This window comes from Burkholderia sp. MR1-5-21 (assembly GCF_053427715.1).
Map to the genome: position 1 here is coordinate 65,571 of NZ_JBSAXD010000039.1, position 12,725 is coordinate 78,295.

Annotated in this window: 13 protein-coding genes and 1 tRNA gene; 9 read left to right on the forward strand and 5 right to left on the reverse strand. The window is 66.9% G+C overall.

Annotation, left to right across the window (positions count from 1 at the left end; translation table 11 throughout):
• Positions 1-21: 21 nt before the first annotated feature.
• A complete protein-coding gene (locus ACV229_RS35410) occupies positions 22-129 on the reverse strand; it encodes a UDP pyrophosphate phosphatase (RefSeq protein WP_221624598.1) in 108 nt (35 codons plus the stop codon).
• Positions 130-289: 160 nt separating this feature from the next.
• On the opposite strand from ACV229_RS35410, the gene ACV229_RS35415 reads away from it, so the two are divergent.
• From ACV229_RS35415 to ACV229_RS35435, 5 genes are all read left to right on the forward strand, one after another.
• Positions 290-1,201: an aldose epimerase family protein gene (locus ACV229_RS35415; RefSeq protein ID WP_448087723.1), complete on the forward strand. Its 912-nt coding sequence runs from the start codon at positions 290-292 to the stop codon at positions 1,199-1,201.
• A 98-nt stretch (positions 1,202-1,299) separates the two neighbouring features.
• Positions 1,300-1,989, forward strand: a complete 690-nt coding sequence (locus ACV229_RS35420; RefSeq protein WP_448087724.1) for a peptidoglycan DD-metalloendopeptidase family protein — start codon at positions 1,300-1,302, stop codon at positions 1,987-1,989.
• Positions 1,990-2,385: 396 nt separating this feature from the next.
• Positions 2,386-4,005, forward strand: a complete 1,620-nt coding sequence (locus ACV229_RS35425) for an acyl-CoA synthetase (protein ID WP_448087725.1) — start codon at positions 2,386-2,388, stop codon at positions 4,003-4,005.
• A 78-nt stretch (positions 4,006-4,083) separates the two neighbouring features.
• Positions 4,084-4,407, forward strand: coding sequence for a DUF2288 domain-containing protein (locus ACV229_RS35430; RefSeq protein WP_448087726.1), 324 nt, complete (start codon positions 4,084-4,086; stop codon positions 4,405-4,407).
• 10 nt (positions 4,408-4,417) lie between these two features.
• Positions 4,418-5,797, forward strand: a complete 1,380-nt coding sequence (locus ACV229_RS35435) for an MATE family efflux transporter (RefSeq protein WP_448087727.1) — start codon at positions 4,418-4,420, stop codon at positions 5,795-5,797.
• A 12-nt stretch (positions 5,798-5,809) separates the two neighbouring features.
• On the opposite strand, the gene ACV229_RS35440 is transcribed toward ACV229_RS35435, so the two are convergent.
• The gene (locus ACV229_RS35440; protein WP_448087728.1) at positions 5,810-6,001 is read right to left on the reverse strand and encodes a hypothetical protein; all 192 of its coding nucleotides are present in this window, start codon (positions 5,999-6,001) and stop codon (positions 5,810-5,812) included.
• Positions 6,002-6,140: 139 nt separating this feature from the next.
• Here ACV229_RS35440 and ACV229_RS35445 point away from each other — a divergent pair, with 139 nt between their 5' ends.
• Entirely contained in the window at positions 6,141-6,311 is a 171-nt protein-coding gene (locus tag ACV229_RS35445; RefSeq protein WP_174380017.1) for a hypothetical protein, read from the forward strand.
• 234 nt (positions 6,312-6,545) lie between these two features.
• Here ACV229_RS35445 and ACV229_RS35450 read toward each other — a convergent pair whose 3' ends face one another.
• Together ACV229_RS35450 and sixA are read right to left on the reverse strand one after the other, a co-directional pair.
• On the reverse strand, positions 6,546-7,352 hold the full coding sequence (locus ACV229_RS35450) for a GNAT family N-acetyltransferase (protein WP_448075412.1): 807 nt from the start codon (positions 7,350-7,352) through the stop codon (positions 6,546-6,548).
• 150 nt (positions 7,353-7,502) lie between these two features.
• On the reverse strand, positions 7,503-7,964 hold the full coding sequence (sixA, locus tag ACV229_RS35455; protein WP_448087729.1) for a phosphohistidine phosphatase SixA: 462 nt from the start codon (positions 7,962-7,964) through the stop codon (positions 7,503-7,505).
• A 103-nt stretch (positions 7,965-8,067) separates the two neighbouring features.
• Between sixA and ACV229_RS35460 the strand changes: the two genes are divergently transcribed.
• A tRNA-Pro gene (locus ACV229_RS35460) sits at positions 8,068-8,144 on the forward strand.
• A gap of 162 nt (positions 8,145-8,306) precedes the next feature.
• Positions 8,307-8,738 (forward strand): hypothetical protein, encoded by a 432-nt coding sequence (locus ACV229_RS35465; RefSeq protein ID WP_448087730.1) that lies wholly within the window; start codon positions 8,307-8,309, stop codon positions 8,736-8,738.
• Positions 8,739-8,813: 75 nt separating this feature from the next.
• Here ACV229_RS35465 and ppx read toward each other — a convergent pair whose 3' ends face one another.
• The gene (gene ppx, locus ACV229_RS35470; RefSeq protein ID WP_448087731.1) at positions 8,814-10,328 is read right to left on the reverse strand and encodes an exopolyphosphatase; all 1,515 of its coding nucleotides are present in this window, start codon (positions 10,326-10,328) and stop codon (positions 8,814-8,816) included.
• 275 nt (positions 10,329-10,603) lie between these two features.
• Between ppx and ppk1 the strand changes: the two genes are divergently transcribed.
• Complete coding sequence (gene ppk1 / locus ACV229_RS35475) at positions 10,604-12,667, forward strand: polyphosphate kinase 1 (protein WP_448087732.1); 2,064 nt, start codon at positions 10,604-10,606, stop codon at positions 12,665-12,667.
• Positions 12,668-12,725 lie beyond the last annotated feature (58 nt).

Below are 12,725 nucleotides of genomic sequence, written 5' to 3' on the forward strand. Positions count from 1 at the left end.
CGGATTCGGCAGATTTTGCCGTCAGCGGCCGAGCTGGTAGAAAAACAGCACCGTGCTGCCGGTGAACATTCCAAACAGGGCGATTCCCATTGCCATTGCCAGATCCATGTCCGCTCCTCGAAGTGTCATGACCCGGCAACACGACCGGTTTAGTGCATTATCCCGACGCTTGCCCCTCGCCAAAACTCGCGATTTCCCGAGAAGGGTTTTCCCCGACCGTGCCGCGGCCCGATAATGAAGGCGCGCCGCGCGAGCGACGCCCCGCCCACCCGTTCATTCCCGAATCGCCATGCCGATCTTCCAGCAACACGAGATTCACGAACTCCACGCCGGCCCGTCACTCGTCCGGATCGCCCCGCAATGCGGCGGACGTCTGCTGTCGTGGGACATCGACGGCGAGCCCGTCATCTTCTGGCCGGACGCCGCCGACTGGACCCAGCTCGCGCGCGTGCGCGGCGGCAATCCGCTGCTGTTCCCGTTTCTCGGCCGTCATCGCGTCGACAGCGAAATCGGCCGCTGGCGCGACGCGGCGGGCGTGGTCCGCGACCTGCCGATGCATGGCTTTGCGCGCGACCTGCCGTTCGCGGCGCAGCCGTCCGCCGACGGCATGGCGCTCGCGATGACGCTCGACGCGAACGACGCGCTGCACGCGAGCTACCCGTTCGATTTCGGCTTCGAAGCGACCTACCGCCTCGCCGACGCACACACGCTCGACGTCGCGCTGACGACGACCAATCGCAGCGACACGCCGCTGCCCTACTACGCCGGCCACCATTTCTATTTCGCGCTGCCGCATGCGGAACGCGCGCAGACGACGCTCGAACTGCCGCCGACGCACCGCTGCCAGCAACTCGCCGATGGCACGATCAGCACGCCGGAGCCCGGCGCCGCGCGCTACACGCTCGACGAAGCGCGCATCCACGACCGCTTCCATTGCCTGGACGGCACATCGCCGGCACCGGTGCGGATCGTGATGCCCGGTCGCCGCCGCACGATCGAGATCGCGCTCGACGTGCCGGGTTCGATCCCGTGGTATGCGGTCACGACCTGGACGGAAAGGCCCGAATCCGACTTCTATTGCGTCGAGCCGTGGCTCGGCCTGCCCGACGCGATCCACAACGGGCTGGGGCTGCGGATGCTGGCGCCGGGCGCAACCGAAACCGCGGCGTTGCGCATCCGTGTCAGCCCGCTCGCAGGCTGACGCGCGCCGCCAATCTGCGGCCTGCAGATCGAACCCGTTAAAATCTGACGTTTTGTGTCACCTGCCGCGCGATGCGCGGCAGGGTTTTGCGAGGTTCAATGTTCGGAACAACAACGAAGCGATTCATCGCGGCATCGGTCGCCGCCCTGCTCGCCGCGTGCGGCGCCGCGCCTGTCGGCCCCGGGTTTTACCGAGTCGAGCGCGGCGACACGCTCTCCAAGATCGCGCGCGCCAACCGCCAGCCGGTGCAGAACATCGTGCGCTGGAACCAGATCTCGAACCCGGACGCTATCGAAGTCGGCCAGGTGCTGCGCGTCGAGCCGCCGCCGGGCACGGCGACGTCGAGCGTCGGTACCGGCAGCGCCGGACGCAGCCGCCCGGCGCCGTCCGCGCCGGTCGAATCGGCGGTCAAGCCGGCGTCCGGCATCGCGCTGATCTGGCCGGCGCCCGGCAGCGTGGTCCGCACCTTCGACGGCTCGAAGTCCAAGGGCATCGACATCGCGAATTCCGCAGGCACGCCGGTGGTCGCAGCGGCGCCGGGCGTCGTCGTCTACGCGGGCAACGGGCTGCGCGGCTATGGCAACCTCATCATCCTCAAGCACAACGCCGATTACCTGACCGCGTATGCCCACAATCGCGCACTGCTCGTGAAGGAAGGCCAGCAGGTTACGCAGGGGCAATCGATCGCCGAAATGGGCAATAGCGACAACGACCGCGTCGCGCTGCATTTCGAGTTGCGCTACGGCGGACGTTCGATCGATCCGTCACGCTACCTCCCCGCCCGCTGAGCGGAGCGAGGACAGACGCGACGGGCGACGAGCGACAGGCGACGCGCGGTGCATGCACGCACCGCGCGTCGTCGTGAATGTGGTCGAAGGGAAGTTGATCAGCGCTTGCGCAGACGGCCGGTCAAACGACCGGACAGCGGATCGACGTGACGCGCGAACGCGACCAGCACACCGATTCCGCACACGCTGAACCCCGCAGCTATCAGAAGCAAATCCATGGTCTTTTCAGATATTTGTCGTGATCTTATGCGTCATTTTGTAATCGTGCACTGAAGCCTTCGCAGTGGACGAGTCCGAATCTTCCCTAAGATCGATTACATTGTGACTCGCTTCGCGTGAATATGCTGTGTAAGCCCGCGGTCCGGCATTCGCGCCGCCGCCCTCCGGAGACGCCCGATGCTGCCTGCCGCCGATCGCTACGATGAACTGCTCTCCCGCTTCCAGTGGGCCGTTCCGGCGCGCTACAACATCGCGGTCGACACCTGCGACAAGTGGGCCGACGGCAGCGGCCGGCTCGCGCTGATCCACGAAACCGCGCACGGCGACGTCACGCGCGTGACGTTCGACGATTTGAAAAATGCTTCTAATCGGCTTGCGAACAGCTTCACGCGCGCCGGTGTGCGCCGCGGCGACCGGATCGGCATCTTCCTCGCGCAGGGTCCGGAAACCGCTGTCGCGCATCTCGCCGCGTACAAGCTCGGCGCGATTGCGGTCCCCCTCTTCACGCTGTTCGGCGCCGACGCACTCGAGTACCGGCTGGCCAACAGCGAAGCGGCGGCGCTCGTCACCGACGCGGCCGGCTACGCGAAGATCGCGCCGCTGCGCGATCGGCTGCCGGCGCTGAAGACGCTCTACTGCATCGGCGACGACGCGCCCGACGCCCCCGGCGTGCTGCGCTACGACGCGGCCCTCGCCGCCGAATCCGCCGACTTCACGCCAGCCGACACGGCAGCCGACGATCCGGCGCTGATCATCTACACGTCCGGCACGACAGGCAAGCCGAAGGGCGCGCTGCATGCGCACCGCGTGCTGCCAGGCCACCTGCCGGGCGTCGAGATGTCGCAGCAGTGCTTTCCGCGCGACGCACGCCTGTTCTGGACACCCGCCGACTGGGCATGGATCGGCGGCCTGCTCGACGTGCTGCTGCCGTCGTGGCATCACGGCGTGCCGGTGCTCGCGCGTCGTTTCGAGAAATTCGACGGCGAAGCGGCGTTCGACCTGATGGCCCGTCACGGCGTCACGCACACTTTCCTGCCGCCGACCGCGCTGAAGCTGATGCGCGCCGTGCCGCGGCCGCGCGAACGCTTCTCCCTTGCGCTGAAATCGGTCGCGAGCGGCGGCGAATCGCTCGGCAGCGAACTGACGGCCTGGGGACGCGACGCGCTCGGCGTGACGATCAACGAGTTCTACGGGCAGACCGAATGCAACATGGTGCTGTCGTCGTGCGCGGCGCTGTTCGCGCCGCAGCCGGGCGCGATCGGGAAGGCGGTGCCGGGGCATGACGTCGCGATCGTCGACGCGCAGGGCACGCCGCTGCCGCCCGGCGTCGAAGGCCACATCGCGGTGCGTCGGCCCGACCCCGTGATGTTCATCGAATACTGGCGCAACCCGGACGCGACCCGCGACAAGTTTGCCGGCGACTACCTGCTGACGGGCGACACGGGCATGCTTGATGCCGACGGCTTCGTGCGCTTCGTCGGCCGCGACGATGACGTGATCACGAGCGCCGGCTACCGGATCGGCCCCGGCCCGATCGAGGACTGCCTGCTCACGCATCCGGCGGTGCGAATGGCCGCCGTCGTCGGCGTGCCCGACGCGACCCGCACCGAGATCGTCAAGGCGTTCGTCGTGCTGAACCCCGGCTACGTCGGCGACGATGCGCTCGTGCGGGAGTTGCAGGACCATGTGAAGACGCGTCTCGCCGCGCATGAATATCCGCGCGCGATCGCGTTCGTCGACGGGCTGCCGATGACGGCGACCGGCAAGATCGTGCGGCGCGCGCTGCGCGACGCGTAACCGAATCACGGTTGGCGTACGGCCGGCGCGGCCGGATGGTTTATAGTGGCGCTCAGTTGCAGTCACTACACGAATCCGATGTCCTCCGATCAACACTCCCACGCGGGCGCGTCGCACAGCCCGCTCTACGCCAAACTCCTCGGTGAAACCGCGAAGATCGACTGGTGCGATCTCGAGCGCTTCTTTGCGCAAGGCAAGCTGCTGTCGGTCGCGCGCGATCTCGATCTCGTGAGCGTCGCCGAAGCGATCGCCGGCGACGACAAGGAACAGGTCACCCGCTGGCTCGCCGCCGGCCACGTCGCCCGCATGCAGGCCGACACTGCGCAGGACTACGCGACGCGCAATCCGGAACTATGGGCGGTCGTCGTGTCGCCGTGGGTCTGCGTGCAGGAACGCGGCTGACGCGTCCGCCATGTCCGATTCCGCCTTATCGCCCGCGGCCGGGTCCCAGCCGGCCGCTGCATCGCACCGGCGCGTGCTCGCGCTCGCCTTCCCGATCGTCCTCGCGAACCTGACCCAGCCGATTCTCGGCGTGGTCGACACAGCCGTCGCCGGCCATCTCGACGGCGCGCAGTATCTCGGCGGCGTCGCGCTCGGCGGGCTGTTCTTCAATTTCGTGTTCTGGGGCTTCGGCTTCCTGCGGATGGGCACGACGGGCCTCGTCGCCCAGGCGCACGGCGCGCGCGACGACGACGGTATCCGGCTGAGCGTGCTGCGCGCACTGGTTGCCGCGTTCGCGCTCGGCGCCGCGGTGCTGGCGCTGCAGACGCCGCTGCTGTCGTTCACGCTGACCGCGCTGGGCGGCAGCGATGCGGTACGCGCAACCGCGCTCGCGTACGGCCACGCACGGATCTGGGCCGCCCCGTTCGCGCTCGCGAACTACGTCGTGCTCGGCTACCTGCTCGGCGTGCAGCGCGTGCGGCTCGCGCTCGTCGTCCAGGTGTTCATCAACGCGGTCAACATCGGCGCGGTGCTGCTGTTCGTCTACGGCTTCGGCTGGGGCATCGCCGGCATCGGCGCAGCAACCGCCACCGCGGACGCGTGCGGCTTCGTGCTCGGCGCGTGGCTGCTGTGGCAACTGCGGCCGCGCGGCTTGCCTGCGCTCGCGGCCCGCATGCTCGTCGACCGCGCGGCGCTCAAGCGCCTGATCGCGCTCAATCGCGACATCTTCCTGCGCACGCTGTGCCTGCTGTTCGCATTCGGCTGGTTCGCGCACCTCGGTGCGCAACAGGGCGACGCGACGCTCGCCGCAAACGCGCTGCTGCTGAACTTCCAGACGTTCATGGCGTACGGCCTCGACGGCTTCGCGCATGCAGCCGAAGCGCTCGTCGGCGCGGCTGCCGGCGCGCGCAACCGCGCCGCGTTCCGGCAGGCGGTGCGCATCACGCTGTTCTGGTCCGCGCTCGGTGCGCTGGCGTTCGCGGTCGAGTACTGGGCCGCCGGCGGCTGGATCGTCGCGCAACTGACCGACCAGGCCGCGATCCGCGACGTTGCGGTGCGCTACCTGCCGTGGGCGGCGATCTCGCCCGTCGTGTCCGTGTGGGGATTCCTGCTCGACGGCGTATTCATCGGCGCGACGCAGACGCGTTCGCTGATGCGCGCGATGGCCGCGTCGCTCGCCGTGTTCGTCGCGGCAACCTACGCGCTCGTCGGCACGCTCGGCAATCACGGCCTCTGGCTCGCCCTGCTGCTGTTCATGGCCGCACGCGGCGCGACGCTCGCGCGTTACCTGCCGGGCCTGTCCGCACGGATCGACGCCGCCCCGGACAGCGCGCAGGCGCCTGCCGCCTGACGTCAGCCCGACTTACTGCGTGACAGGCGCGGCGGGTGCGGCAGCCGGCGGCTCGCCCAGCATCGACGGCGGTGTCATGTCGGTCGGCACGCCGTGGTAGTCGGCCGGGTCCTGCGGCGGGTGGCCGCGGCGCGTCTCGCGGGGATCGCCGGCGCAGCCGGCAAGAATCGATGCGGCCAGCACGGCCAGCATGAAGCGGGTCATCAGATCGGGCTCCGGAAAGGACAGCGCGCCTGTCGCGCGCTCGGGTCGCGCCGAGTCTAACGGAATTCTGGTTTCGGGGTGGCGCCGCGCGTGTCCTACTATGTACTGCATGGCGCTGTGCCGTTGAAAGGAGGCTGCCATGTCGTCTGAGGAAATTGCCGGCCTGATTGGCCTGTTCATCGGCTTGATGGTGCTGGTTGCCCTGTCGTACTTCGAGTCGCGCGAATACAAGCGCTCTCACGATGGCGAGGGCATGATCCATCACTGGATGGCGGAGCACCACCTGCTCGACTGGCGGCGCAAGCACTAAGCCGGACGCGCCGCCCTTCCCGTTCCGACCCGCGCCGAACCCGGGTCGTCTTCCGGCGTGCCGTTCGGGGCGCGGATGGGGTGCTGTATCGTCCGAATTAATGGGGCCCGGATTCCCCGGTTGCCGAATGCCCGTATGAAAAGCGCCGCTGCGCGGTTCGTCACCGTGCAGCGGCGTTTGCTTGCGTGCGCGCTGCGAGCCCGTTACAGGCCCGCGTGGCGCTCGGATGGGCGCTCAGCCGAGGAAATGCCGCGCGTAGCGCGCATTGATGTCGGACAGGCGGAACAGCGTCAGGAAATCGGCGCAGTTGAAGTCGGGATCCCATGCGGGTGCGCCGCAGATCTTCGCGCCGAGACGCAGATAGCCCTTGATGAGCGGCGGCGGCGCGACGACGGTGCCGGTCTGCAGTTCGTCGACCGGCAATGCCGTGTGCGGGAACGCGCGGTACTCGGGCGCGGTCAGCGCGCTTGCCGACAGCGACTGGTACAGGTTGGCCGCATAGTGGCCGCCATCGGCCATCGACACGCTCGCGCAGCCGAGCATCGTTTCGTAGCCGTTCTGCATCATGTACGCGCCGAGGCCGCCCCAGAGCGCCATGATGACGGCGCCGCTGCGGTAGTCGCTATGCACGCACGAGCGGCCGACCTCGACCATCTTGCCGCGCAGGTGCGTGAGGCGCGACAGGTCGAATTCGCCTTCCGCGTACAGACGGCCGACGCGGGCCGCCTGGTGCGGCGGCAGCACGCGATACGTGCCGACCACCTTCAGGGTGTCGAGATCGCGCACCAGCAGGTGGTCGCAATAGGCATCGAACGGATCCACGTCGAGACCGGCGGGACCGCTGACCTGCGCGCCCATCTCTTCGGCGAACACGCTGTAGCGCAGGCGCTGGGCCTCGCGCAGTTCGTCCTCGGTACGCGCCCATGCGGCGCGCAGACGGAATTCCGATGTGACGGTTTCAGCGGCGCGAGGCAGGTGGCGTCGTGCCGAATCGAGGGGAAGCGAGGCAAAGGGGAGCGTAGGCGTCGGCAGTTCTCGCATTAGGCTTTCCTGGTCGTAAGGAATAAGGCGACATGCCCGCCAATGTAGTAACCGGCCGTGACCGTTATGTGGCATGACCGTGTCCTTTCGATGACGTGTCGCCGAATTGACTTTAGCAGAAAGCCTTTCAATACGTATGATCAATGCCAATCAGACCAGATCCGGCGACAGCGCCGCGCGCAGCACGGCCTGCCGGTCACCGTTGCGCGTGCGGCTCGCGAGCCACACGATCCCGCCTTTCTTCACGCTCCAGCTGTCGTTGCTGTCGGCGATCAGCCGCGCGGCGACGCTGCCGAGCGTCGGCTGATGCCCGACGATCACGACCGTCGGCGCGATCCCTTCCGGCCAGCCGGCCGCGGCCAGCACGTCGTCGACATCCGCGCCCGGGGCGAGCGCGTCGACGGTACGGTACTGGTCCGTCAGTGCTTCGACCGTCTGCACGGTACGCGCCGCCGGACTCGCGAGTATCACGCTGTTCGTTTCCAGCCGGTTGCGCAGCCATTTCGCCATCGCCTGCGCGTCCTTGCGTCCACGCACGGTCAGCTGACGCGCGAGGTCGCTCGCCGCGTAGTCCTCTGCCTCGGCATGGCGCCACAGGATCAGGTTCATCATGATCGTCTCCGTTGTTCGTGACCGGTTCGTGTGCGCCGCGACGCGCGATGATCATCCAGTGATTGACCGTTCGTGTGATTAAAGGATAGAATCTTTGACTCGTCGGAGCGTAGCGCAGCCTGGTAGCGCATCTGATTTGGGATCAGAGGGTCGTAGGTTCGAATCCTATCGCTCCGACCACCGACATAAAGGGTTATAAGCCATCCGGCTTATAACCCTTTTCCTTTTGCCCGCAGCAATTGCGGATACGGTGCGCCCTTCCCGTCCGGATCGAACATTTCTCCCACCGCGGAATGTCACGCAACACGCGATAATATCCGGCAACAAAACCATCACCACCGCATGAACAACCTTCTCCAGTCCGCCCTCTTCGCCGCGTTGCTGGCGCTGGCGGCACCGGGCATCGCGTCCGCCAAACCGCTCGATGCGGCGCTCGACTGCCATTCGAACGGCCACGCGTTCGTCGCGCCGCTGCTCGCCGCCGGCGACATTCAATCGGAACCGATGCACGTCGAAGCGAATTCGGTCAACGCGTTCCACACCGAACACGACCTGACGGCCTACGGATTCGGCGTCTACGTCGTGCTCGGGTTTCAGGCGAACGACCCGATCTTCCACCAGGGCAGCGGTACGCCGATCGGCGATTGGGCTTACGGCGTCGTGGTCAAGGGCACGAAAAGCGCGGTCGAGGCGGCCGTGCGCAAGGCCGGCAGCGACGCGACCGTCAAGCAGGCGTTCCCGTTCCTCACCGCGATCGTCTGCGCGTCCGACTGACCGGCTCGACGCAGTTGGGTCACATGAGCCGGTCGCGCATCAGCGCCCCGGCCATCAGCCCGCCCATGCACGCGCTCATGCCCCGGTATACACGACGCGATACGGAATGCCGACCTTCTCCCATTCCGCCGCCTCCTGGCTGAGGCTGTAATCGGTCAGCGGATTCTGCTCGACCCATGCGCTCGGCAGGCGCACTTCGTACCCGCCCTTCTTCATCTGCGAAACCGAGATGTCCGGCAACCCCGCATCGGTACGGCGCCGGCACAGCAGCGCGGCCACGCGCAGACAGAACAGCAGCGGCCACTCGACCTCGCGCGCCTGCGACAGCTTGCCGAGCTTGCCCGCGTGGCCGAGCACGAGCGCGGCAAGACGCGCCTGGTCGGTACGCGAGAAACCCGGCATGTCCGCATTGCTCGCGATGTACGCGGAATGCTTGTGATACGAACTGTGCGAAATCGACAGACCGATCTCGTGCAACGCCGCGGCCCAGCCGAGGAACATCCGGCTTTCCACGCGGCGTTCGTCGTCCGGCTCTTCGAGCTGGTCGTAGAACCGCACCGCCAATGCGGCGATCCGTTCCGCCTGCGCACGATCGACGCCATAGCGGCGCGAGAAACCCTCGACGGTCACCGCCCGCATGTCCTCGTGCTGCGCGCGGCCGAGCAGGTCGTACAGCACGCCGAGACGCAGCGCGCCGTCGGTCGTGTCGACATAGTCGATGCCGAGCTCCTCGAACACCGCAAGCATGATCGCGAGACCACCCGCGAGCACCGGCACGCGGTCGGGCTTCAGCGCGACGAGCTTCAGCCGGTTGACGTTCTCGGACTTGATCAGCGCGCGCTTCAGGCGCTCGAGGCCGCCGCGGGAAATCCCGTGCGAGATACCGGAGTCGTTGAAGCCGTTCGCCTCGACGAGCTCCGCGAGCGCGCGCGCGGTGCCCGACGAACCGATCGCCTGGTCCCAGCCCGCCTTCTTGTATTCGCTCGAGATGATCTGGATCTCGCGCTTCGCGGCGAGCTCGGCCTGCCGCATCGTGTATTCGTCGACGTTGCCTGCCGGGAAGAATGCGCGGCTGTGGCTCACGCAGCCGATATACAGGCTCTCCATGACGAGCGGCGTGTAGTGCGAGCCGATGATGAATTCGGTCGAGCCGCCGCCGATGTCGACGACGAGCCGCTTGCCCGCGCTCGCCGGCACCGAATGCGCGGCACCCGCATAGATCAGGCGTGCCTCTTCGCGGCCCGCAATCACTTCGATCGGAAACCCGAGCGCCGCCTCCGCCTCGCCGAGGAATTCGCTCGCGTTCTTCGCGACACGCAGCGTGTTGGTCGCCACCGCGCGCACGTGATCCGGATGGAAATCGCGCAGCCGTTCGCCGAACCGCTTGAGCGCCTCCCAGCCACGCTCCTGCGACGCGCGATCGAGCATCTTGTCGCGCGACAGGCCCGCAGCCAGCCGCACCGGCTCGCGCAGCGCGTCGACAGGATAGATCTGGCTGCCCGCCGGCGTCTCCTCGATGCGTCCGACGATAAGCCGGAAGCTGTTCGAGCCGAGATCCACGGCAGCCAGCAAGTGGGGGGTTGTAACCATCAGAAGGGGGCTCCGTGCGCGTTCACGCGCGGCAGTCTGCAGCCGCGCGGCAGTCATTCAAAGGCGACATTTTAAGCGTGGAACGCTTGCCGGTGTCACGTTCGCCGGGCATGCACACAGCAGCATTGTATATAGGCGAAACATTTATGCGACAAAACGTTTCCAGCGTAGAATTTGCCGAACCATAACGATTATTGTCATTAGCACGTCATCGCACCGTGAGAGTTTCCGAGCGTCCTTTCGAGTCATTGCCCGACCAGCCCCCTTCTCTGCCGATGTCCGTCCGTTACCCGCTTCTCAATCGCGAACTCGGCATCCTGGGATTCAACGAGCGCGTCCTCGCACAGGCGGCCGACCCGCATGTGCCGTTGCTGGAGCGCCTGCGCTTCATCTGCATCACGAGCAGCAACCTCGACGAATTCTTCGAAGTCCGGATGGCCGGCCTGCAGGAGCAGATCCGCGACAATCCCGGCGCGCTGACGCCCGACGGCATGTCGTTGCAGCATGCTTACGATCTCGTCGTCGAGCGCGCGCAGCGCCTCGTGCATCGCCAGTACACGATGCTGCACGAGACGGTGCTGCCGGCGCTCGAACAGGAAGGCATCTACTTCCACAGCAGCGACACGTGGAACGACGAGCAGACCGAATGGGCGCGGCGCTACTTCTTCGACGAGCTGCTGCCGGTGCTGACGCCGATCGGCCTCGATCCCGCGCACCCGTTCCCGCGCGTGCTGAACAAGAGCCTGAACTTCGTCGTCGAGCTCGAGGGCCGCGACGCATTCGGCCGCCAGGCCGTGATGGGCATCGTGCAGGCGCCGCGCGCGCTGCCGCGCGTCGTGCGCATGCCGCATGCGCTGTCCGGCTTCGAGCACGGCTTCGTGCTGCTGAGCTCGTTCATGCAGCGCTTCGTCGGCGAGCTGTTTCCTCAGCTCACCGTGAAGAGCTGCAACCAGTTCCGCATCACGCGCAACAGCGAACTCTTCGTCGACGAAGACGAAATCACGAACCTGCGCGTCGCGCTGCAGGGCGAACTGCCCGCACGCCACCTCGGCAACGCGGTGCGCCTCGAAGTGTCGGCCGACACGCCCGCGCACATCGTGCGGCGCCTGCTCGAGGAAAGCGGGCTCGGCGAGAAGGACTGCTATCGCGTGATCGGTTCGGTGAACCTCGTGCGGCTGATGCAGATTCCCGACCTCGTCGACCGGCCGGACCTGAAGTTCGCGCCGTTCACCGCATCGACTCCGGCGGCGATCACGAATGCGGCGACGATGTTCGACGCAATCGACGACGGCGACGTCCTGCTGCATCACCCGTACGAAAGCTTCCAGCCCGTGCTCGAATTGCTGCAGCAGGCGGCGAAGGATCCGAGCGTCATGGCGATCAAGCAGACGATCTATCGCACGGGCACCGACTCGCCGCTGATGGACGCGCTGATGGAAGCCGCGCGCAACGGCAAGGAAGTGACGGTCGTCGTCGAATTGCTCGCGCGCTTCGACGAGGAAACCAACATCAACTGGGCATCGCAGCTCGAAGCGGTGGGCGCGCATGTCGTGTACGGCGTCGTCGGGCACAAGTGCCACGCGAAGATGATGCTGATCGTGCGACGCGTCGTGCAGGCCGGCAAGGCGTCGCTGCGCCGCTACGTGCACCTCGGCACGGGCAACTACCATCCGCGCACCGCGCGCCTCTATACGGACTTCGGGCTGATGACGGCCGACCAGAAGATCTGCGAGGACGTGCATCACGTGTTCCAGCAGCTCACCGGCATCGGCGGCGAGCTGACGCTGAACGAACTGTGGCAGTCGCCGTTCACGCTGCATCCGCGCATCATCGACGCGATCCGCGCCGAGACCGACAACGCACGCGCGGGCAAGCGCGCGCGCATCGTCGCGAAGATGAACGCGCTGCTGGAACCGTCGGTGATCGCCGCGCTGTACGAAGCATCGCAGGCGGGCGTGAAGGTCGATCTGATCGTGCGCGGCGTCTGCGCGCTGAAGCCGGGCGTGCCGGGGCTGTCGGAGAACATCACCGTGCGCTCGATCGTCGGCCGCTTCCTCGAGCATCATCGGATCTACTATTTCCACGCGAGCGGCGCCGAAGACGTCTACCTGTCGAGCGCGGACTGGATGGACCGCAACCTGTTCCGCCGCGTCGAAGTCGCGTTCCCGATTCGCGAGCGCAAGCTCAAGCGCCGCGTGATCGCGGAAGGCCTGTCGGTGTTCCTCGTCGACAACCAGTCCTCGTGGTCGATGCATAGCGACGGCCACTACCGGCGCTGCCGCGTGGGCAAGGCGACGCGCAACGCGCAGCTCGGGCTGCTCGGGAAGTTCTGTTCGTGACGCGGTAACGCCGCCGCAATGCATCGTGCGCGGCGCCATGAAAAAAAACACAGCCACC